22 protein-coding genes are annotated in these 19,309 nt (G+C 74.6%); 8 read left to right on the plus strand and 14 right to left on the minus strand.

Annotation, left to right across the window (positions count from 1 at the left end; translation table 11 throughout):
- Positions 1-23: 23 nt before the first annotated feature.
- From mshC to ABT006_RS08750, 4 genes are all read right to left on the minus strand, one after another.
- The gene (gene mshC / locus ABT006_RS08735) at positions 24-1,262 is read right to left on the minus strand and encodes a cysteine--1-D-myo-inosityl 2-amino-2-deoxy-alpha-D-glucopyranoside ligase (protein ID WP_350704361.1); all 1,239 of its coding nucleotides are present in this window, start codon (positions 1,260-1,262) and stop codon (positions 24-26) included.
- Positions 1,263-1,349: 87 nt separating this feature from the next.
- On the minus strand, positions 1,350-2,168 hold the full coding sequence (locus ABT006_RS08740) for an SCO1664 family protein (RefSeq protein WP_350704363.1): 819 nt from the start codon (positions 2,166-2,168) through the stop codon (positions 1,350-1,352).
- A complete protein-coding gene (locus ABT006_RS08745; RefSeq protein WP_350704365.1) occupies positions 2,165-2,740 on the minus strand; it encodes a DUF3090 domain-containing protein in 576 nt (191 codons plus the stop codon). The genes ABT006_RS08740 and ABT006_RS08745 overlap by 4 nt, the downstream gene beginning before the upstream one ends.
- Before the next feature lie 124 nt (positions 2,741-2,864).
- Entirely contained in the window at positions 2,865-3,578 is a 714-nt protein-coding gene (locus tag ABT006_RS08750; protein ID WP_350704367.1) for a histidine phosphatase family protein, read from the minus strand.
- Positions 3,579-3,699: 121 nt separating this feature from the next.
- Between ABT006_RS08750 and ABT006_RS08755 the strand changes: the two genes are divergently transcribed.
- Complete coding sequence (locus ABT006_RS08755; RefSeq protein WP_350704369.1) at positions 3,700-4,308, plus strand: helix-turn-helix domain-containing protein; 609 nt, start codon at positions 3,700-3,702, stop codon at positions 4,306-4,308.
- 89 nt (positions 4,309-4,397) lie between these two features.
- On the opposite strand, the gene ABT006_RS08760 is transcribed toward ABT006_RS08755, so the two are convergent.
- Together ABT006_RS08760 and ABT006_RS08765 are read right to left on the minus strand one after the other, a co-directional pair.
- Positions 4,398-5,234 (minus strand): undecaprenyl-diphosphate phosphatase, encoded by an 837-nt coding sequence (locus ABT006_RS08760; RefSeq protein ID WP_350704371.1) that lies wholly within the window; start codon positions 5,232-5,234, stop codon positions 4,398-4,400.
- Complete coding sequence (locus tag ABT006_RS08765; protein ID WP_350704373.1) at positions 5,231-6,283, minus strand: LLM class F420-dependent oxidoreductase; 1,053 nt, start codon at positions 6,281-6,283, stop codon at positions 5,231-5,233. Before ABT006_RS08765 ends, ABT006_RS08760 begins: the two co-directional genes overlap by 4 nt.
- A 179-nt stretch (positions 6,284-6,462) precedes the next feature.
- On the opposite strand from ABT006_RS08765, the gene ABT006_RS08770 reads away from it, so the two are divergent.
- Positions 6,463-7,434 (plus strand): aldo/keto reductase, encoded by a 972-nt coding sequence (locus ABT006_RS08770; protein WP_350687314.1) that lies wholly within the window; start codon positions 6,463-6,465, stop codon positions 7,432-7,434.
- A 54-nt stretch (positions 7,435-7,488) separates the two neighbouring features.
- Here ABT006_RS08770 and ABT006_RS08775 read toward each other — a convergent pair whose 3' ends face one another.
- Genes ABT006_RS08775 through ABT006_RS08785 form a run of 3 tightly spaced genes read right to left on the minus strand, consistent with a single transcriptional unit; the run spans position 7,489 to position 9,798 of the window.
- Entirely contained in the window at positions 7,489-8,391 is a 903-nt protein-coding gene (locus ABT006_RS08775) for a hypothetical protein (RefSeq protein WP_350704375.1), read from the minus strand.
- Between the two features lie 22 nt (positions 8,392-8,413).
- A complete protein-coding gene (locus ABT006_RS08780) occupies positions 8,414-9,472 on the minus strand; it encodes a WXG100 family type VII secretion target (protein ID WP_350704377.1) in 1,059 nt (352 codons plus the stop codon).
- Positions 9,469-9,798 (minus strand): hypothetical protein, encoded by a 330-nt coding sequence (locus ABT006_RS08785; RefSeq protein ID WP_350704379.1) that lies wholly within the window; start codon positions 9,796-9,798, stop codon positions 9,469-9,471. Before ABT006_RS08785 ends, ABT006_RS08780 begins: the two co-directional genes overlap by 4 nt.
- Positions 9,799-9,838: 40 nt before the next feature.
- Here ABT006_RS08785 and ABT006_RS08790 point away from each other — a divergent pair, with 40 nt between their 5' ends.
- The 3 genes from ABT006_RS08790 (at position 9,839) to ABT006_RS08800 (ending at position 11,747) form a co-directional block, all read left to right on the plus strand.
- A complete protein-coding gene (locus ABT006_RS08790) occupies positions 9,839-10,309 on the plus strand; it encodes a YbaB/EbfC family nucleoid-associated protein (protein WP_350704381.1) in 471 nt (156 codons plus the stop codon).
- Positions 10,306-11,391 (plus strand): SseB family protein, encoded by a 1,086-nt coding sequence (locus ABT006_RS08795; protein ID WP_350704383.1) that lies wholly within the window; start codon positions 10,306-10,308, stop codon positions 11,389-11,391. Before ABT006_RS08790 ends, ABT006_RS08795 begins: the two co-directional genes overlap by 4 nt.
- A 164-nt stretch (positions 11,392-11,555) precedes the next feature.
- Positions 11,556-11,747, plus strand: coding sequence for a DUF5703 family protein (locus ABT006_RS08800; RefSeq protein WP_053655860.1), 192 nt, complete (start codon positions 11,556-11,558; stop codon positions 11,745-11,747).
- Between the two features lie 77 nt (positions 11,748-11,824).
- Here the strand turns inward: ABT006_RS08800 and ABT006_RS08805 are convergent, their stop codons facing one another.
- Positions 11,825-12,475 carry a hypothetical protein gene (locus tag ABT006_RS08805; RefSeq protein WP_350704635.1) on the minus strand — a complete coding sequence of 217 codons (651 nt, stop codon included), beginning with the start codon at positions 12,473-12,475 and terminating at the stop codon, positions 11,825-11,827.
- Between the two features lie 62 nt (positions 12,476-12,537).
- Positions 12,538-13,866 (minus strand): M20/M25/M40 family metallo-hydrolase, encoded by a 1,329-nt coding sequence (locus tag ABT006_RS08810; RefSeq protein ID WP_350704384.1) that lies wholly within the window; start codon positions 13,864-13,866, stop codon positions 12,538-12,540.
- 183 nt (positions 13,867-14,049) lie between these two features.
- On the opposite strand from ABT006_RS08810, the gene ABT006_RS08815 reads away from it, so the two are divergent.
- The 3 genes from ABT006_RS08815 (at position 14,050) to ABT006_RS08825 (ending at position 16,025) form a co-directional block, all read left to right on the plus strand.
- Entirely contained in the window at positions 14,050-14,658 is a 609-nt protein-coding gene (locus ABT006_RS08815) for a hemerythrin domain-containing protein (protein ID WP_350704386.1), read from the plus strand.
- A 109-nt stretch (positions 14,659-14,767) separates the two neighbouring features.
- Positions 14,768-15,763 (plus strand): LysR family transcriptional regulator, encoded by a 996-nt coding sequence (locus ABT006_RS08820; RefSeq protein ID WP_350704388.1) that lies wholly within the window; start codon positions 14,768-14,770, stop codon positions 15,761-15,763.
- Positions 15,764-15,782: 19 nt separating this feature from the next.
- The gene (locus ABT006_RS08825; RefSeq protein WP_350704390.1) at positions 15,783-16,025 is read left to right on the plus strand and encodes a hypothetical protein; all 243 of its coding nucleotides are present in this window, start codon (positions 15,783-15,785) and stop codon (positions 16,023-16,025) included.
- Between the two features lie 68 nt (positions 16,026-16,093).
- On the opposite strand, the gene ABT006_RS08830 is transcribed toward ABT006_RS08825, so the two are convergent.
- From ABT006_RS08830 to ABT006_RS08840, 3 genes are read right to left on the minus strand one after another with little or no spacing between them, the layout of a single operon-like run.
- Positions 16,094-16,444 (minus strand): DUF3140 domain-containing protein, encoded by a 351-nt coding sequence (locus ABT006_RS08830; protein WP_350704392.1) that lies wholly within the window; start codon positions 16,442-16,444, stop codon positions 16,094-16,096.
- Positions 16,444-16,614, minus strand: coding sequence for a hypothetical protein (locus ABT006_RS08835; RefSeq protein WP_350704394.1), 171 nt, complete (start codon positions 16,612-16,614; stop codon positions 16,444-16,446). Before ABT006_RS08835 ends, ABT006_RS08830 begins: the two co-directional genes overlap by 1 nt.
- A 14-nt stretch (positions 16,615-16,628) precedes the next feature.
- Entirely contained in the window at positions 16,629-19,184 is a 2,556-nt protein-coding gene (locus ABT006_RS08840; protein ID WP_350704395.1) for an ATP-dependent Clp protease ATP-binding subunit, read from the minus strand.
- Positions 19,185-19,309 lie beyond the last annotated feature (125 nt).

The following is a 19,309-nucleotide window of genomic DNA, read 5'->3' on the forward strand; positions in this document are numbered from 1 at the left end:
GGGCGTGGGAAGCGAGGGCTGGGTCAGAGGCGGATGCCCAGGAGGGCGTCGAGGGTGTCGGCGAAGAGAGTGGGGGCGGCCGGGTCGGTCGCGGTGCCGGCGAGGGCAGCCGCGGCCCACTCGTCGGCCAGCACCAGGGCGGCCGGCGAGTCGAGGTCGTCGGCGAGGCGGGCGCGTACGCCGGCCAGGAACGCCTCCCCCGACGGGCCGGCGGGCACGGCGGCGGCCTGCCGCCAGCGGGCCAGCCGCTGCTGCGCGGCCGCCAGCAGCTCGTCGGTCCAGGTGCGGTCGGCGCGGTAGTGCCCGGAGAGCAGTGCCAGCCGGACCGCCATCGGGTCGACCCGGTCGGCGCGCAGCCGGGAGACGAAGACCAGGTTGCCCCGGGACTTCGACATCTTCTCGCCGTCGAGGCCGATCATGCCGGCGTGCACGTAGTGGTCGGCGAACGGCGCCGCGCCGGTGAGCCGCTCGGCGTGCGCGGCGGAGCACTCGTGGTGCGGGAAGATCAGGTCGTTGCCGCCGCCCTGCACGTCGATCCGGTCGCCCAGCAGGTTGAGCGCGATCACCGCGCACTCGATGTGCCAGCCGGGGCGGCCGGAACCCAGGTCACCGCCCGGCCAGGAGGGCTCGCCCTCGCGGGCGCCGCGCCACAGCAGCGGGTCGAGCGGGTCGCGCTTGCCGGCCCGGTCGGGGTCGCCCCCGCGCTCGGGGAAGATCTCCAGCATCTGCTCGCGGGTCAGGTTGGACTCGTAGCCGAACCGGGGCGCGGCGGCGATGTCGAAGTAGACGTCGCCGGTGCCGTCCTCCAGGCGGTACGCGGCCCCCTCCTTGAGCAGCACGAGGACCTTCTCGGCGATGTCGGGGATGGACTCGACCGCGCCCACGTAGTGCGCCGGCGGGATGATCCGCAGCGCCTCCATGTCCTCCCGGAACAGGGCCGTCTCGCGCATCGCCAGGACCTTCCAGTCCTCGCCGTCGCGCTCGGCCCGCTCCAGCAGCGGGTCGTCGATGTCGGTGACGTTCTGCACGTAGCGCACGTCGAGGCCCGCGTCCCGCCACATCCGCTGCACGAGATCGAACGCGATCATGGTGGCGGCGTGGCCGAGGTGGGTCGCGTCGTACGGGGTGATGCCGCAGACGTACATGGTCGCGGTGCCGGACGGCTCGCTCGGCCGGACGCCCTGCCGCGCCGAGTCGAACAACGCCAGCGGCCCGCCCCTGCCCGGCAGCCGCGGCACCTCGTGTCCCACCCAAGAGTCCATGACCGTCAGCCTAACCAGCCGCCGGACCCGGACACGTCCACCCCACAAGTGATCATCACGACAGCCCGCCGAAGCGGTGCCGGGCGGTCACATGGGGGGCCAGGGCACCGCCGGCCAGTCCTGCGACGGCTGCGGGAAACAGCCGGTGTGGCGCATCCGGTCGACCCGGGCGGCCAGCTCGGCGATCTCCCCGATGGTGAGGTGGTCGGCCAGTTCCGCGCCGAGCGCGCCGGCGAGCTGACCGGCGAGCGCGTCGAGCATCTCCACGGCATCCCCCGGCAGCGGCCGGCCGGCCCAGCCCCAGAGCACCGTGCGCAGCTTCTCCTCGACGTGGAAGCTCACCCCGTGGTCCACGCCGTAGATCCGGTCGTCCGGGCCGACCAGCACGTGGCCGCCCTTGCGGTCGGCGTTGTTGATCACCGCGTCGAGCACCGCGAGGCGGGCCAGCCGCGGGTCGTCTGCGTGGGCGAGCGCGTAGGGCGTGCCGTCGTCGTCGCGGGCCGCGGCGATCGGGAACCAGCGGGGCGGCAGCGCGTCGGCCGGCACGAAGCCGACCAGCGGCTCGGCCTCCTCCGGCTCGTCGATCCAGAGCTGGCACGACCCCGGCCCCAACGGGCCGTCCCGCAGCACCGTGGGCGGGACCAGATCCCACCCGGTGGCCCGGGAGACCACGTACGCCGAGACCTCCCGGCCGGCCAGGGTGCCGTCGGGGAAGTCCCACAGCGGACGCTCACCCCGCACGGGCTTGTAGACACACCGCGCGGTCGCCCCGTCGAGGGTCAGGATGCCGCGCAGGGTGGTGTTGGAGGCGTCGACGAGTCGCCCCTCCAGGTCGAGTCGGCCGTCGCGGAGCAACCGGAGCGCGGCGTCGCCGTCCTGTCGGGGCTGGAGTTCCGACGAGGTCACCGGTGATAACCGTTGTGGCGCGGGCAGAGGTGACCCGCCGGGTCGAGTGGCTGGCCGCACAGCGGGCAGGGCGGGCGGCCGGCGTTGACCACCCGTCGGGCCCGTTCGATGAACGCGCGGGTCGCCTCGGGGGTCAGCCGCACCCGGAGCCGGTCGAGGTCGTCGTCCGGCTCGTCGTCGACGTCCTCGTCGTCGTCCGGCTCGCCCAGCTCGACCTCGGCCTCCGCCTCACCGGCGGCGATGGCCTCGATCACCACGGTCGCGGTGTCGACGTCGAAGGCCAGCCCGAGCGTGCCGACCCGGAACTCCTCGTCGACCGGCGTGTCCAGCGGGTCGTTGTCGCCGACGGCGGCCACCGGCTCGGGCAGCTCCACGCCGAAGCGGCGCTGCGCCTCGGAGAGCAGCTCCTCCAGCTTCTCGGCGAGCAGCGACACCTGGACCTTCTCCAGCGCGACGCTGACCAGCCGGCCGCCGCCGCGCGCCTGGAGGAAGAACGTGCGCTCCCCGGGCGGCCCGACGGTCCCGGCGACGAACCGCTCCGGCGGCTCGAAGGCGTGCACCTGGTGGGTCATACCCACGACCCTATCCGGCGCGCCACGGCACCGCGTACCCCACCGACGCGAATCGCCGCGCGCCCGCCGCGCCCGGCGGAGCGGCGGCCGGGCCCGGGCGTGGCGGTGGGCCGCCGCCGGGCCGTCACCGGCCTGCCCCCGCGCCGCCGCCCACCGCCGCGTCGGAGTCGGCCGCGCCGGCCGCCCGGGCCGCCCGGCGGCGTCGCCTGGGCGGCGGCGGCACCAGGGCGGCCAGGTCGCCGCCGGTGTCGTTGAGCCGCACCAGGAACGGCCGCAGCGGGGTGTAGCGGATCGCCGTCACCGACGCCGGGTCGGCCACGATCCGCTGGAACAGGTCCAGGTGTACGCCAAGCGCGTCGGCCACGATGGCCTTGATCACGTCGCCGTGGCTGCACGCCAGCCACACCGCCTCCGGGCCGTGCTCCGCGGTGACCCGGGCGTCCCACGAGCGCACCGCGGCGACCGCCCGCGCCGCCATCGCCGCCATCGCCTCCCCCTCCGGGAAGACCGCCGCGCTCGGGTGCTGCTGGACCACCGGCCAGAGCGGCTCCTTGGCCAGCTTCTTGAGCGGCTGTCCCTCCCAGGTGCCGTAGCCGCACTCGGTCAGGCCCTCCTCCACCGTCGGGGTGGCCCCGGGCAACGCCAGCTCCAGGGTCTGCCGGCAGCGGATGAGCGGGCTGGTCACCACCGCGGCCAGCGGCACCGGCCGCAGCCGCTCGCCCACCGCGGCGGCCTGGGCCCGGCCGGTGTCGTCCAGCTCGACCGGCTGGCGGCCGGCCAGCCCGCCGTCCGCGTTCGCGGTCGTCCGGCCGTGTCGCAGAAGCAGAAGGGTCGCCACGGTGACACCCTATGATCCTGCGCCCGGCGGCGGGCGTACGCGGCGTCCGCCGTGGCCGCCGTATCCGGCCCCGCGCCGGCCAGGGTGGCAAGTCGTGTTGCCGGGCTGGCAAACTGGCGGCATGGACGACGATCTCGACCACGCGCTCGACGCGGTGGGACCCCGGCTGCGCGCGCTGCGCCGGCAGCGCGCGACCACGCTGGCCGACCTGTCGGCGGCGACCGGCATCTCGGTGAGCACGCTGTCCCGGCTGGAGTCCGGCTCCCGCCGGCCGACCCTCGAACTGCTGCTCCCCCTGGCCCGGGCCCACGGCGTCACGCTCGACGAGTTGGTCGGCGCCCCGCCCACCGGCGACCCGCGCATCCACCTGCGGCCCGTCACCCGGCACGGCATGACGATGCTGCCCCTGACCCGCCGGGCCGGCGGCATCCAGGCGTACAAGCTCGTGATCCCGGTCAGCAGCCCCCGCCGGGAGCCCGATCCGCAGACCCACGAGGGCTACGAGTGGCTCTACGTCCTCAACGGGCGGCTGCGGCTCGTCCTCGGCGAGCGGGACCTGGTGCTCTCCCCCGGCGAGGCGGCCGAGTTCGACACCCGGGTGCCGCACTGGTTCGGGGCCGCCGACGCCGAGCCGGTCGAGTTCCTCAGCCTGTTCGGCACGCAGGGCGAGCGGGCGCACCTGCGCGCCCGTCCCAGGGCCACCCCGTCGGAGGAACCGGACGGGCGCTGACCTCGCGGACGGTCCGCCCGGCCCGCCCGGACACGGGCCGGCCCCCGTCCACACGAGGCGGAGGCGGGGGCCGGCGGGGCCGCGAGCGGTCAGGTGGCGCTGATGGTGCCGGTCATCAACAGGGCGAGCACCAGGGTGCCCAGCGCGACCCGGTACAGCACGAAGACGTACAGGGTGTGGTGCGCGACGTAGCGCAGCAGCCAGGCGATGGCCGCGTACCCGACGCCGAAGGCGATGATCGTGGCCACGACCATCTGGGCGACGCTCGGCACGGAGGTGCCGGGGGCCGCCGGCTCGAAGACGTCGCCGACGCTGAAGATCCCGGACATCACCACCGCCGGGATGGCCAGCAGGAACGAGTAGCGCGCCGCCGCCTCCCGGGTGAGGTTGAGCAGCAGCCCGGCGGTGAGCGTGCCGCCGGAGCGGGACACGCCGGGGATCAGCGCCATCGCCTGGGCGAAGCCCATCACCACGCCGTCGCGCATCCGGAAGTTCTCCAGGGTGCGGCTCTGCCGGCCCCAGTACTCGGCGAACGCCAGCACGAACGCGAAGACGATCAGCGTGGTGGACACCAGCCAGAGGTTGCGGCCGGCGGTGCGGATCTGGTCCTTGAACAGGAAGCCGAACAGCCCGATCGGGATCGAGCCGACGATCACGTACCAGCCCATCCGGTAGTCGAGGCTGGAGCGGACCGACTTGTCCCGGATGCCGACCAGCCACGTCCGGGTGATCCGCCAGATGTCCTTGGCGAAATAGATCAGCACCGCCGCCTCGGTGCCCAGCTGGGTGACCGCGGTGAACGACGCCCCGGCGTCGCGGTCGAAGAAGATCGCCGAGGTGATCCGCAGGTGCCCCGACGAGCTGACCGGCAGGAACTCGGTCAGTCCCTGGACGATGCCCAGGACGATGGCCTCGACCCAGGTCACTCGCCGACTCCCGAGAGCTCCAGCGCCTCGGCGACGGTACGCAGCGTCTGCACGCCGCTGTCCCGGTCCGCCGCGAACAGGGTCACCGACAGGGTGGTGACGCCGGCGGCCGCGTACTCGCGCATCCGCTCGGCGATACGCTCCTTCGGGCCCAGCAGCGAGGTCCGGTCGATGAACTCCATCGGCACCGCCGCGGCGGCGTCACGCTGCCGCTTGGCCAGGTAGAGGTCCTGCACCTCGCGGGCGGCGTCGCCGTAACCCATCCGGGTGGCGAGCTGGTTGTAGAAGTTCTGCTGCCGGCTGCCCATGCCGCCCACGTAGAGGGCCGCGTAGAAGCGGACCAGCTCGGCGCAGGACGCGACGTCGTCGCCGACCACCACCGGCACGGACGGGACAACGTCGAAGCCGGCGAGTTCCTTGCCCGCCTTCGCCCGCCCGGCCCGGACCGACGCGAGCTGCTCCTCGGCGAACTCGGGGGCGTAGAAGACGGCGAGCCAGCCGTCAGCGATCTCCCCGGCCAGCTCCAGGTTCTTCGGGCCGACCGCGGCGAGGTAGATCGGGATGTGTTCGCGCGGCGGGTGGAAGCCGAGGCGCAGCGCCTTCCCGGGCCCGTCCGGCAGCGGCAGCGTGTAGAACTCGCCGTCGTACGCGACCTCCTTGCGGGCGACGGCCAGCTTCACGATGTCCACGAACTCGCGGGTCCGCGCCAGCGGCTTGCCGAACCGCACCCCGTGCCAGCCCTCGGAGACCTGCGGACCGGACACCCCCAGGCCGAGCCGGAACCGGCCGCCGGAGAGCGCGTCGATGGTGGCCGCGGTCATCGCGGTCATCGCCGGGGTCCGGGCGGGGATCTGCATCACCGCGCTGCCCACGTCGATCCGTTCCGTCTGCCCCGCCATCCAGGCGAGCATGCTCGGCGAGTCGGAGCCGTAGGCCTCCGCCGCCCACACCACCGAGTAGCCGAGCCGGTCCGCCTCCTGGGCGAGAGCCAGGTGATCGGCCGGCGTGCTCCACGCCGTCTGGTATCCGAGGCTGAGCCCGAGTCGCACTAAGGTCCTCCCCCATCCGCACCACAAGTCGCATCAGGTTACGCAATGCGGGAGGACGCCCCGATCACCGGCTCACCGCAACCCCGGGGCCGACCCGGGCGGTCGGAAACACGACGCGCCCGGCAGACTTGACGGGAGCGAGGATGTCCGCGCGGCCCGGTTCGAAATAAGGTTCACCCATGCAACAGCGACCGCTCGGCCGAAGCGGGCTGGCGGTTTCGCGGCTCGCGCTCGGCACCATGACGTGGGGCCGGGACACCGACGCCGACGATGCGGCCGCCCAGCTGAAGAGTTACCTCGACGCGGGCGGCAACCTGATCGACACCGCCGACGTCTACGGCGACGGCGACGCCGAGTCGGTCATCGGGTCGCTGCTGGGCACCCTGGTGCCGCGCGAGGAGCTGCTGATCGCCACCAAGGCGGGGCTGCGGCCGGGCAGCGGCCGGCGCCGCGACGGCTCCCGGGGGCACCTGCTGCGGACGTTGGACGCCTCGCTGCGCCGCCTCAACACCGACCACGTCGACCTGTTCCAGGTGCACGGCTACGACCCCGACACCCCGCTGGAGGAGACCCTCGCGGCGCTGGACCACGCGGTGGCCAGCGGCCGGGTCCGCTACGTCGGGGTGTCGAACTTCTCCGGTTGGCAGACCGCGCGGGCGGCCGCCTGGCAGGCCGCCTGGCCGGGCCGCGCCCCGGTGGTGGCCGCGCAGGTGGAGTACTCGCTGCTGGAGCGGGGCGTGGAGCGGGAGGTGCTGCCCGCGTGCGAGGCCCTGGGGCTGGGGGTGCTGCCCTGGTCGCCGCTGGGCCGCGGGGTGCTCACCGGCAAGTACCGGCACGGCCGCCCCGCCGACTCGCGGGCGGCCTCGCCGCACTTCGAACGGTTCGTCGCCACCTACCTGGAGCCGCGCTGCTCCAGCATCGTGGAGGCGGTCGCCACCGCGGCCGGCGGGCTGGGGGTCTCGCCGCTGGAGGTGGCGCTGGCCTGGATCCGCGACCGGCCCGGGGTGGTGGCCCCGATCCTCGGCGCGCGAACGGTCGGGCAGTTGCTCGGCGCGCTCCAGGTCGAGCGGATGACGCTGCCGGAGGAGATCATCACCGCGCTGGACGACGTGTCGGCCGTACCGGTCGGCTACCCCGAGCGCGACGGCTGACCTGCTGCGACGCAGGACACCGGCGTCCGCGCCGCTCCGGCGGACGCCGCCGGCTCAGGCCGTGGGGCGCCGACCGGGGATGTCGCGTACGGCGGTGAGGAAGCGCGCCTGGTCGTCGCGGGTGGCCGGGTTGACGACCCGGATCCAGGAGCCGTCGTCGAACACGATGGTGGACGGGAACTGCATGAGGCGGGCTGCGCCGTGGTCGGAATCGATCCGGGCGATGCGCCGCCGGTCCACGCTCCACAGCACCTGGGGGCGGCGACGGTCCTCCCGATCGGGGTCGGGGCGGCGGCCCATCCGCAACAGGTGCAGGTGGGTGTCGGTGACGGCGAGCGGGGTGCCGGTGTAACGCTCCAGGAACAGCAGCAGGCTGCCGGCGAGCGTGGCGAGGTCCCCGCTGAAGACGTACCGCCGCCGGTAGGCGATCTCCGCGAGCTGGTCGGCCAGCGGCCGGTAGCGGCTGAGCCGGAACAGCGCCCGGAACGCCTCCTGTTCGGCGGTGAGCGGCAGCGGCTGCCGGGGCTCGGCGGCCGGGCCCGGCTCGTCCGTCTCGGCCGCCTCCGGGCTGCCCGCCGCGAGGACGGACGCCCTGCCCGGCAGCAGCAGGACGCCCGCGACGACCCGCACGGGCGTCATCACGGCGTCCACCCACGCGACCGGGTTGACGACGTGGAGCAGCCCGAACAGCGCGCGCGGGTCGAGCGCCTCAGCCAGCTCGGCGTTCACCCGGTCGGCGAGCTGGTCGCCCGCCCGGTGGTTCTCCGGCGCCCGCACCGGCGCCAGGCCGACGTAGCGGATCTCCTCGCCGGGCAGCAGCGGCGCGACCAGGGCGCGCTCCGGCTCGTCGCTGGTGCGGAACTCGTCGCGCAGCTCGCGGGCCTTGTCGCGGGCGGCCCGCGCCCCACCGAGCACCGCGTCGGTCAGCCGGCCGAGTCGACCCCGGGCACCGGTCACGCCCCACCCCCTCGATCGGCCCTCACCGGCCGGCCGGTTGCTCCGCCGGCTGCCCGAAGACATTCTGGTCGATCCACTCGGCGCCGCCCGCCACCGCCCCGTCGACCTTGTCGTCGAGCTGGTCCGTGCCGGGCACCGACAGCCCCGAGACCATGGCGACGGTGCCCCAGGTCGCGCCGTGCACCACCGCGTTCGGGACGTTCCACGGCAGGTTGGTGACGAAGTCCCGGCCGATCATCCGCGCCCCGTCGGCCATGCCGTGCGCCCGCAGCGCCCCGACGCGCTCGAAGGTGCTCATGTCGAACGGCGTGCCCGACTTGCCGAGCTTCCAGCTGCCCTTCGCCGGGTCCGTGAACTTGTGGAACCACTTGTCGGGGTCGCCGGCGGCGCGGCGCTTGTCGGCGTACTTCTGGCCGGCGCGCAGCGCCTTCTGCTTGTCGACCAGCTTGTCCAGGTGGTTGCGCAGCCTGCGCAGGTGGTGGAGCACCCGCTGGAGCAGCCGGATGACCTTCTGCAGGTGCGCCGCCAGCGGGCGGATGATCTTCAGCATCCGGGCGAGAGCGATCATGCCCCGGGTGACGCCCAGCGCCACGCCGGCCGCCCAGGACGCGCCGGCGGTGAACGGCGCCATCAGCAGCGCGGTCACCAGCGTCACCAGCAGGAAGTTGACGAACTCGACGCAGATGTCGACCAGCACGTCGTGGACGGTCTGCAGGGCGTCGGCGACGCCGCGCAGGTATTCGGCGGTGGCGGTGAACTGCTCCGCGACGTCCAGCAACTGCTGCTCGACCTCGGCCAGCCGCCGCCCGTACGCCTCACCGGCCGGCGAGCGCCACCCGGCCCGCACGGCCTCCCGTACGCCGCGGTGTCCCGTGGCCAGCTCGCGGACCTGGGCGGCCAGGGCGTCCCACTCGGCGGCCTTGGCGCGCAGCGCGGCCGGCTCGCCGTCGACGAGGTCGACGAGCTGGATCAGCGGCCAGGCCAGGGCTCGGCAAACGCTGTCGACCGCCTTGTCCACACTGGAGAGTGCGCCGTCGATGCCGTTCCACAGCTCGACGGCGGTTCCCGCCGGCCCGCTCACCGGGCCATGCCGGTGCCGATGGCGCGGAAGGACGCGTCGATGTCCTGCTCGTTGCGCTCGTACGCCTCGGCCGTCCCGCTCAGCGCCCCGCCGACCCGCTCGAACGCGTCGTGGCCGGACCGGAACAGCTCCATGCCGCCGCTGACCTGCTCGGCGTACTTCTCGCGGAGCAGGTCGCTGACGAACGGCAGGTGCCCGAACGCCCCGTCGGGAATGTCGCCCGCGGACGCGATCCGGCTCTCCAGCGCGGTCAGCGAGGTGGCCACCTGTTTCGCCGCCGCTTCCAGTCGCCGTACCGCCTGCACGTCGACGTCGATGTCCCCCATGCCGTTCCTCCCCGTCGCCCGGCGCGACGACGATACGATCATGCGGCTGCCGGTCGCCACCCCGGACCGGCGTTGTGCCCGGGAGGTTCTCATGTCCGACCCGCTGTCCGCGTTCGACGCCCTCGCCGGACGGCTCGCCGACATCGAACGCCGTTTCGCCGGTCTCAGGGACGACCTGGACGAGTTGAGCAGCACCGCGACCGACGACAGTGGACTGGTGTCCGCGACCGTCGACGCCACCGGCGAACTGACCGACCTGAGCTTCGCGCCGACCGCGCTGCGGGTGGGCACGGAGAACCTCGCGGCGATGGTGCTGGCGGCGTACCGGCAGGCCCGGACGGCGGCGGCGGAGCAGCTCGGCGAGCGCACCGAGGGCCTCGACGTCACGCTCGGCGCGGGCCTGGGCGAGATCTTCGGCACCCCCGGCGACTTCGCCTCGCTGGGCCGGCTGGAGGAGGCCATGGGGCGGCTCGGGCGACTCGACGGGCGTCTCCCGGGGCCGCCGGCATGACGTCGCCGGGCTGGCCCGACGTCGTCGCCCAGCTCCACGACACGCTGTCCCGCTGCGACCACGACACCGATCTGGAACTCGCCGCGGGTCCCCGCCGGCTGCACCTCATGGTGCGCCGCAACCGGGTCCGGGGGATCTGCCCGGCCTACGACGAGCGGCACCTCGCGGAACTCGGCTGGCAGGCGCCGCGGGGCGCCGGCGGCTGGTGGCACGAGACGCCGCGCACCCCCGAGGGCCTGCGTTGGTGGAGCGGGTTCGTGGCGCGGACCGCCGCCGCGGTGCTCACCACGGAACCCGACGCGCTGTCCTGCCAGATCCTCCCGCCCACCGGCCCCCGGGTGCGGCCGGCGCCGACCCTGCCGCGCCCGGCGCAACCCCGGCCCCAGGTAGCCGCACCGCCCGTCCCGCCGCCCGCCGGCCCGGCCGTGCCCGTCGCCCCGGTGGCCGCGCCGCCCGTCCCGCCGCCCGCCGGCCCGGCCGTGCCCGTGGCCCCGCCAGCCGCACCGCCGCCCCCGCCCGTTCCCGCCGTCCCGCAGCCGCCCGCCGGGGACCGGCCGGAGCGGAGCGGACCGACCGCCGCCTCGGCCCACCGGCCCACCGACGGCACCGAGCCCCCCACCGCCGACGCCCGGGACGGGTCGGCCCGCCCGGGGTCCGGACCGACCGCCGCCGTCGGGGGCGGGTCGGCGGTGGGCGGCCGGACGGTGCAGGACCTGCTCGGCGACGCCGTCGCGCGGCGGGACCTGCCGGCGTACCTCGGCGTCCTGGCCACCGCGACGGTGTGCGTACCGCTGGCGGCGGAGCCGGGCCCGGACCGCGACGTGCCCTGGACGGTCGTCACCGACTCGTCCGGCGCGCCGCTGCTGCCCGTCTTCACCACGCCGGACGCCCTGACCGCGTTCGCCGGGTCGGGCGTGCCGTTCGTCGCGGTGCCCTGCGCGGACCTGCTCGCCGACTGGCCGGACCCGGCGTGGGGGCTGGCGGTGGACGCCGGCACCCCGCGGACGCTGCTCCTGGCGCCGCCGGCGCTGGCCGCCCTGCTGGCGGCGAACCCGCCCGTCGACAGCGCGCCCCTCGACTAGGGACGGTGTCGGGACCGGCCGGTGTCGGGTGGACCGGCCGGGTACGGGGGCGACGACGGGCCGCGGCCCCGGGGTGCGTCACGTCACACCCGGGCGTCGGACGGCGGCGCGGGTCACCGGCGAGGGGGTGGCGGACGGCCTCCGCGCTGGGCAGCATAGGGCTCATGGACTACGAGTACGCGCCGCTGCGGCTGCCGCCGAACGTCGACCGGTTGACCGCCGCGGCGCAGTTGGCGATCCAGGCGGAGTTCTCCGGGTGGGAGTTGGCCCGGGTACGGCTGTTCCGCGACGGCACGCGCCAGGTGGTGCTGCGCCGCCGACGGGTCAACCAGCCGCAGCCGGGCCTGTCGTACTGATCACCGGCGGCACCGCCGGTACGCGGACGCCCCGGGGCCCGGCCGAACTGCCGGGTGCCCCGGGGCGTCACCGCTCGCTAGTGGGCGTGGTCGTGCTCGTCGTCGAGCTCCAGGAACGGGTGCTCGTCGAGCCGGCCCACCAGCCGGTCGTCGGGCGCCGGCTGGAACGGGCCGACCGGGTCGTCGTCGTCGAAGGACTCCAGGTCGACCGGGGTGCCGACCTCGCTGACCATCACCACACCGTCCAGCGGCTCCAGCTCCGGCACGTCCAGCGCGCCGAGTGAGCCGTCGCCGCTCTGGAGCAGCTCCAGCACCGCCTCACCGACCCCCTCGACGGGTGCCGGCTCGTCGTCGGCCGGGGTGCCCTCCCGGCGGGCCGCCTCGGCCACCCGGATCAGCGCCGACACGCTCGGCACCCGGTAGTCGCGCCGCTGGCGCACCGAGATGACCCGCGGGTGCGGGTCGGTGGGCTCCACGCCCTCCCCGCCGAAGCGCTCGTCGGCCTCGTCCGGGTCGATCGACTCGACGTCCCAGGGGGTGACCTCGCCGAAGGCGTCCAGGAGTTGCTCGTCGTACGCGAAGGAGGCGTTGTTCAGGGCGACGTACGCCTGCCAGACGTCGTCGTCGTCGACGCGGCCCTGCGCGGCTCGGACGGCGGCCAGGTGGTGGCGGGCCGCATCGATCACGCGCTCGAGGGCGGCGTCCAGCTCACCGTGCTGGTCGGTCATGTGGGTCAGTCCCTTCACGATGGGGAGGTTCCCCGGCGGAACACTGGCGTTCCGGACGGGGGCTAGCAGGTGCGGAGGAACCGGTCGAGAACCCGCACGCCGAACTGTAGTCCGTCCACCGGAACGCGCTCGTCGATGCCGTGGAACAGCGCGGAGAAGTTCAGGTCGGCGGGCAGCCGCAGCGGCGCGAAGCCGAAGCATCGGATGCCGAGCTGGGAGAACGCCTTGGCGTCGGTGCCGCCGGAGAGCATGTACGGCACCGGCCGCGCCCCCGGGTCCTCCGCGCGCAGCGCCGCCGACATCGCGTCGACCAGGTCGCCGTCGAACGTCGTCTCCAGCGCGGGCTGGCGCTGGATGTACTCGATGACGATGTCCGGGCCGACCAGCTCGCGCAGCTGCCGCTCCAGCAGCTCCGACTGCCCCGGGAGGCTGCGGCAGTCGATGGTGGCGGTGGCCCGGCCGGGGATGACGTTGTCCTTGTAGCCGGCGGCGAGCCGGGTCGGGTTGGCGGTGTTGCGGATCGTCGCGCCGATGATGTTGGCGATCGGCCCCAGCTTGGCGATGGCGGTCTCCGGGTCCTCCGGGTCGAGTTCGATCCCGAGCAGGTCGGAGACCTCCTCCAGGAAGGCCCGGACGGTGTCGGTCACCACCACGGGGAAGCGGTGCCGGCCGACCCGGGCCACCGCCTCGGCGAGCGCGGTGACGGCGTTGTCGTCGTGCACCATCGAGCCGTGCCCGGGCCGGCCCTTGGCGCGCAGGCGCAGCCAGTCGATGCCCTTCTCGGCCGTCTCGATCAGGTAGAGCCGCTGCTCGTCGTTGACGGAGTAGGAGAAGCCGCCGACCTCACCGATGGCCTCGGTGCAGCCGTCGAGGAGATCGCGGTGCCGCTGGACGAGGAAGTGTGCGCCGTAGTCGCTGCCGGCCTCCTCGTCGGCGGTGTACGCGAGCACGATGTCGCGCGGCGGGCGCACCCCGGTGCGCTGCCAGTGCCGCACCACGGCCAGCACCATCGCGTCGAAGTCCTTCATGTCGATCGCGCCCCGGCCCCACAGGTAGCCGTCGCGCAGCTCCCCGGAGAACGGGTGCACCGACCACTCGTCGGCGTCGGCGGGGACCACGTCGAGGTGGCCGTGCACCAGCAGGGCGCCGCGGCTCGGGTCGGCGCCCGGGATGCGGGCGACCAGGTTGGCGCGGCCCGGCGCCGACTCGTGGATGACGGACTCGACGCCCACCTCGGCCAGCTTCTCCGCCACGTACTCGGCGGCGACGCGTTCGCCGACGCTGGTGTCGTTGTCCCCGGTGTTGGTGGTGTCGATCCGCAGGAGGTCGCGGCACAGGCCGACGACCTCGTCGGTGGGGTCGGGAAGGGCGGAGGCGGGGTCGCTCGTCATCGCTTCTTCATACCAGCCGACCGCTCCGCTCTGGTCGCCCCGTCCCGCCCCTGTGGCGCGGCGGGGCGGGGACGCCGGGGCGGGCGGGTACCGCCGCCCGGTTTCGCCGCCGGCGCGGTCGGGTACCGCCGGTCGCGACCGCACCCCCACCACGTGCTCCGCCCGCCGCCCGAGGAGGGCACCATGACCGTTCCGCTGCCGCCGCTGCCGCCCACCGGAGAGGACGAGACCTTCCGGCCGGGCGGGCGCAGCATCGCCGACATCGTCGACGCCGAGCACCGGCAACTGCGGGAGCTGCTGCGCCGGCTCACCGACGCCGACCCCGAGCCCGCCCCGGAACGGGGGCTGGAGGTGCTGACGGCGGCGCTGTCCCGGCACCTGTCCGCCGAGGAGCAGTACCTGCTGCCCACGGTCCGGGCCGCGCTGCCCGACGCCGCCGACCGGGTGGACCGGGCGCTCGCCGACGACGCGGCCCTGCTGACCGCCCTGGGCGGGCTCGCCGACGACGGGCTGGCCGAGGTCGACGCGCGGGTCCGCCGCCACGTCGAGGAGGTCGGCGCCCTGGTCGCGGCGCTGCGCGAGGTGGCCAGCCCCGAGGAGCTGATCCGCCTGGGCAACCGGCTGGAGATCGCCGAGGAGGCGGCCCCGACCCGACCGCACCCGGGCACGCCGGCGACCCCGCCCTGGAACCGGGTCGTCGAGCCGGCGGTGGGGGTGGTCGACAAGGTGCGCGACGCCGTCACCGGCCGCCCCACCTACCTCGCCGACCTGGCCGAGCCGCCGTCGAGCTGAGCCGCCGGCTTCCCCGCCGGGCGCCCCGGCCACCGGTCCGGCAAACATCGGAAGGTGTTGATCCGTCCAGGGCCTTCCGCCAGCCGCTGCGGGGTCATACCGTCACTCTATGAATCTGGAGCTGCGTCACCTGAGGGTGGTCTGCGCGATCGCGGAGACGGGGAGCGTGACCAAGGCGGCCTCGGCGCTCGGCCTGGCCCAGCCGGCGCTCACCGCCCAGCTCCAGCGCATCGAGCGGACGCTGGGCGGGCCGCTGTTCGAACGGGACCGCCGCGGCGCCCGGCCCACCGTCCTCGGCGAGCTGGTCCTCGCCCGGGCCCGCGTGCTGCTGCCGGCGATGAAGGGCCTGCAGGACGAGGCGGCCCGGCTGGCCGGTGCCGGGGACGCCCCCCGGCGCTACCGGTTCGGCGGGGTGAACAGCCCGATCCTCGGTCGGCTCGTGCACCGGCTCGCCGCCGATCCCCCACCGGCCCAGATCACCACCCACGCCTCCTGGTCGGCGGAGGAGCTGACCCACCTGGTCGCGGGCGGCCGGCTGGACTTCGCGCTGATCGGGGTGTGCGGCGATGCCGCGCCGCCGGCCGAGTACGGGTTGAGCTGGCGGGAGGTGGCCGTCGACCCGGTGCTCGTCATGCTGCCCGAGCAGCATCCGCTGGCCGGCCGGGCCGAGGTGCCCCTGGCCGACCTGCGCCGCGAGCAGTGGGTCGCCGCGCCCGGCGACGGCTGCTTCGGCGACTGCTTCGCCGCCGCCTGCGCCCGCGCCGGCTTCACCCCCCGCAAGCTGTACGAGGCCGACGTGCGCGTGTGCATCGACATGGTCGACTCCGGCGAGGCGGTGGCGCTGTGCCAGGCCACCTTCCGCCCGGTCGCCGGGCTGGTCACCCGGATGCTGGCCGGGACCCCGCTGCGCTGGCGGCTGATGCTCGGTTGGCACCCCGACTCCCCCGCCGCCGGGGACGCCGAGGTGGTGCTGGAGACCGCGCTGGCCGCGTACACCGACTCGCTGGCGGCGCATCCGGAATACCTGTCCTGGCTGCTGCGCAACCCGGGCTTCGGGGCGCGGGGGCTGACGGCCGCCGGGACGGACCGGGTGCGAACGGCGTGACGTCGGGTATCTGGCGGGCATGACCGATCTCTACCCCGCCGCCGACGACCGGGAGATCCTCCGGCAGGCGGCCGCCGCGCACACGTCCGCCGCCCGCGACGTGGAGGCCTTCCTGCGCCGCCTGCCCGAGGTGCCCGACCCGGCGGACGTCACGGAGTACGCCACCCTGCTCACCCGGGAGGAGCAGACGCGCGCCGACCGCGAGGCGGCGGCCGACGCCGCGGGCCTGACGATCGGCAGCCTGGAGAGCGACCAGGGCTGACCACACGGGCCGGCGGCGCCCGGGAGGTGTTCCCGGGGCGCCGCCGGCCCGCGTGTCGACGGGACGGTTCAGCGTTCGACGAGGACGTCGTGACCCAGGTCGAGCAGCGAGTGCCGCCACTCGTCGTCGGCGTTGCCGCGGTCCGGCTTGGCCTCCAGCAGGTTCTCGATCTCGTCGATCGCGTCCTGCATCACCTTGATGTCCTCCGGGGTGAGGTCGACCTTGCGCTTGGTGAGCACCTTGAGGATCTCCCGGCCCAGCGCGGGCAGGTCGAGGTCCGGGTTCGGCCCGAACGCCTCCTCTCCGGAGCCGCGGGTGAGCAGCCACTGCCGCAGCTTCTCCGACGGGACGTTCACCTGGGCGTGGAAGTCGTCCCAGAGCACCTCCACCTCGGGATCGAGCCGCTGCTCGCGTACCATCAGCCCTCCTCTCGACGGTGACGGTCGGACGCCACCGGCTCCGGCTCGTCGCCCTGCTGCTGGCCCAGGCCCTCCGGCGGCACCTGCACCCGGGCGGGGTTCGCCGTCGGCGGCGCCAGGATCGGATCGGTGCGGTCGGTCTCTTCCTGGGTCTCCTCGGGTTCGGTCATGTCCGCCCTCCGGGTCATCGGGGATGGGACGTGCTGGCCGCGGTGTATCCGCGCTCGCCGGCGGTCACGTCGAAGGCGAGTCGGCCGTCGCGGGCGTCGACGACGACCTTCTGGCCGGGCGAGATGGCCGATTCCAGCAGCATCCTGGAGAGGTGGTTGTCCACCTCCCGCTGGATGACCCGGCGCAACGGCCGCGCGCCGAACTCCGGCTGGTAGCCGTGCTCGGCGAGCCAGTCGATGCCGGCGGTGGTGAAGTCGACCTCGATGTCCTGGGCGTGCAGGCGGCGGCGGGTCTCCTCCAGCATCAGCTCGGTGATCTGGCGCAGCTGCTCGGCCTCCAGCCGACGGAAGATGATCACCTCGTCGATGCGGTTGAGGAACTCCGGCCGGAAGTTCTCCTGGAGCCGGCGCATCAGCCGCTCGCGCAGTTCCTCGCGCTCGGCGTCGGTGCCCGGCGCGCCGGCGCCGAACCCGACCGCGCGCTGGGTGCCGGTGATCAGCTCCGAGCCGAGGTTGCTCGTCATGATCAGCACGGTGTTCTTGAAGTTGACCGTACGTCCCTGGCTGTCGGTGAGCCGGCCGTCGTCGAGCACCTGGAGCAGGATGTTGAACACGTCCGGGTGGGCCTTCTCGATCTCGTCGAGCAGCACCACCGCGTACGGGCGGCGGCGCACCGCCTCGGTGAGCTGGCCGGCCTCCTCGTAGCCGACGTACCCGGGCGGGGCGCCGACGAGGCGGCTCACCGTGTGCCGCTCCTGGAACTCGCTCATGTCCACCCGGACCATCCGGTCGGCCTCGCCGAAGAGCGCCTCCGCGAGGGCCCGGGCCAGTTCCGTCTTGCCGACGCCGGTCGGCCCGAGGAACAGGAAGCTGCCCATCGGCCGTTCCGGGTCGGCCAGCCCCGTCCGCGAGCGGCGGACCGCCTCGGCGACCGCGGTGACCGCGTCGTCCTGGCCGACCACCTTCTCGTGCAGATAACCCTCCAGGCGCAGCAGCCGGTCGCGTTCCTCCTCGGTGAGCTGGCTGGCCGGGATGCCGGTGGCCCGGGAGACCACCTCGGCGATCTCCTGCGGCCCCACCGCCGGCACCTGCGAGGTGGTGCCCTCGTCGCCCCGGGCGCGGCGGATCTGCTCCTCCAGCTCGGCGAGCCGGTCGCGCAGGGTGGACGCCTTCTCGTACTGCTCGTCGGCGACGGCCTGCTCCTTGTCCCGGCGTACGTCGTCGAGCTGCGTCTCCAGCTCGCGCACGTCGGAGGCCGGTGTGCGGGTGCGCAGCCGGACCCGGGCGCCGGCCTGGTCGATCAGGTCGATCGCCTTGTCCGGCAGGTACCGGTCGGTGATGTACCGGTCGGACAGCTCGGCCGCGGCGACCAGCGCCTCGTCGGTGAACCGCACCTGGTGGTGCGCCTCGTAGCGGTCCCGCAGGCCGCGCAGGATCGCCACGGTGTCCTCCACGCTGGGCTCCGGCACGAACACCGGCTGGAACCGGCGGGCCAGCGCGGCGTCCTTCTCGATGCTCTTGCGGTACTCGTCCAGGGTGGTCGCGCCGATCACCCGCAGCTCGCCCCGGGCCAGCGCGGGCTTGAGCATGTTGGAGGCGTCCATGCCGCCCTCGCTGCCCGCCCCACCCGCGCCGACCAGGGTGTGGATCTCGTCCAGGAAGACGATCAGCTCCTCGCGGTGCGCGCGGATCTCGTCGATCACCTTCTTCAGCCGCTCCTCGAAGTCGCCCCGGTAGCGGGTGCCGGCGACCAGGCCGGCGAGGTCGAGCTGGACGACCCGCTTGCCGAGCAGCGTCTGCGGCACGTCGCCGTCGCAGATCCGCTCGGCGAGGCCCTCCACGATCGCGGTCTTGCCGACGCCCGCCTCGCCGATCAGCACCGGGTTGTTCTTCGTACGCCGGGACAGGATCTCGACGGCCTGCTCGATCTCGTCGGCCCGGCCGATCACCGGGTCGATCTGGTCGTTGCGGGCCAGGTCGGTGAGGTCCTGGCCGTACTGGTCGAGGGTGGGGGTGCCACGGTCCGGCTTCGGACCGGCCATCGGCCCACGCTCGGCGCTGGCCGCCTGCAGGGACTCGGGCTGGATCCGGCCGGCGGCGAGCATCCGGCCCGCGGGCGACTCCGGGTTCAGCGGCAGCGCCATCAGGATGTGCTCGGGGCCGATGTAGTTCGCCCCCATCGCCCGGGACAACTGGTGGGCGTCGAGCAGCGCCCGTTTCGCCGCCGGCGTCAGCGACAGGTTCGGCGGCACCTCGCCCCGGGGCGCGCCGTCGCCGCGCCCGCCGAGCGCGTTGAGCAGGGTGTCCGGGTCGGCGCCGGCGCGGCGGACCAGGTCGCGCAGCGGCTCGCGTTGCAGTGCCGCCCACAGCAGGTGGTCGGTGTCCAGGTCGGTGCTCTGCCGCTGGGCGGCCCGCCGGGCCGCGTCGGCCAGCATCTCCCGGGCGTCGGCGGTCATCAGCCGGGTGATGTCGACCCGGTGCGCGGGTCGGCGCCCGCCCTCGCCCCGGCCGAAGTACCGGGCCAGGAACTCGTCCCACGGGTCGGAGCCGAAGTCACCGGGTCCCATCATGTCTCCTCCGCTGCTCGGGCGCGGCACGGTCGCCAGGGGCTACCCGGCGGCCGGCCCGACAAACGCCGCCGCCCGCCGAGGCAACCCGCGTACGCCCGGCACGCCGCCGGCGGGGCGTACGCGGA

The sequence above is a fragment of the Micromonospora sp. NPDC002717 genome (assembly GCF_040295705.1).
Lineage (GTDB): Bacteria > Actinomycetota > Actinomycetes > Mycobacteriales > Micromonosporaceae > Micromonospora.

Excerpts from the sequence above, each read along its gene's own strand:
- ABT006_RS08835 (WP_350704394.1), bottom strand. The coding sequence starts at position 16,614 with ATGACCGAACCCGAGGAGACCCAGGAAGAGACCGACCGCACCGATCCG.
- ABT006_RS08820 (WP_350704388.1), top strand. The coding sequence starts at position 14,768 with ATGAATCTGGAGCTGCGTCACCTGAGGGTGGTCTGCGCGATCGCGGAG.
- ABT006_RS08840 (WP_350704395.1), bottom strand. The coding sequence starts at position 19,184 with ATGATGGGACCCGGTGACTTCGGCTCCGACCCGTGGGACGAGTTCCTG.
- ABT006_RS08825 (WP_350704390.1), top strand. The coding sequence starts at position 15,783 with ATGACCGATCTCTACCCCGCCGCCGACGACCGGGAGATCCTCCGGCAG.
- ABT006_RS08800 (WP_053655860.1), top strand. The coding sequence starts at position 11,556 with ATGGACTACGAGTACGCGCCGCTGCGGCTGCCGCCGAACGTCGACCGG.
- ABT006_RS08770 (WP_350687314.1), top strand. The coding sequence starts at position 6,463 with ATGCAACAGCGACCGCTCGGCCGAAGCGGGCTGGCGGTTTCGCGGCTC.
- ABT006_RS08815 (WP_350704386.1), top strand. The coding sequence starts at position 14,050 with ATGACCGTTCCGCTGCCGCCGCTGCCGCCCACCGGAGAGGACGAGACC.
- ABT006_RS08755 (WP_350704369.1), top strand. The coding sequence starts at position 3,700 with ATGGACGACGATCTCGACCACGCGCTCGACGCGGTGGGACCCCGGCTG.
- ABT006_RS08805 (WP_350704635.1), bottom strand. The coding sequence starts at position 12,475 with ATGACCGACCAGCACGGTGAGCTGGACGCCGCCCTCGAGCGCGTGATC.
- ABT006_RS08795 (WP_350704383.1), top strand. The coding sequence starts at position 10,306 with ATGACGTCGCCGGGCTGGCCCGACGTCGTCGCCCAGCTCCACGACACG.
- ABT006_RS08810 (WP_350704384.1), bottom strand. The coding sequence starts at position 13,866 with ATGACGAGCGACCCCGCCTCCGCCCTTCCCGACCCCACCGACGAGGTC.
- ABT006_RS08790 (WP_350704381.1), top strand. The coding sequence starts at position 9,839 with ATGCGGCTGCCGGTCGCCACCCCGGACCGGCGTTGTGCCCGGGAGGTT.
- ABT006_RS08745 (WP_350704365.1), bottom strand. The coding sequence starts at position 2,740 with ATGACCCACCAGGTGCACGCCTTCGAGCCGCCGGAGCGGTTCGTCGCC.
- ABT006_RS08830 (WP_350704392.1), bottom strand. The coding sequence starts at position 16,444 with ATGGTACGCGAGCAGCGGCTCGATCCCGAGGTGGAGGTGCTCTGGGAC.
- ABT006_RS08785 (WP_350704379.1), bottom strand. The coding sequence starts at position 9,798 with ATGGGGGACATCGACGTCGACGTGCAGGCGGTACGGCGACTGGAAGCG.
- mshC (WP_350704361.1), bottom strand. The coding sequence starts at position 1,262 with ATGGACTCTTGGGTGGGACACGAGGTGCCGCGGCTGCCGGGCAGGGGC.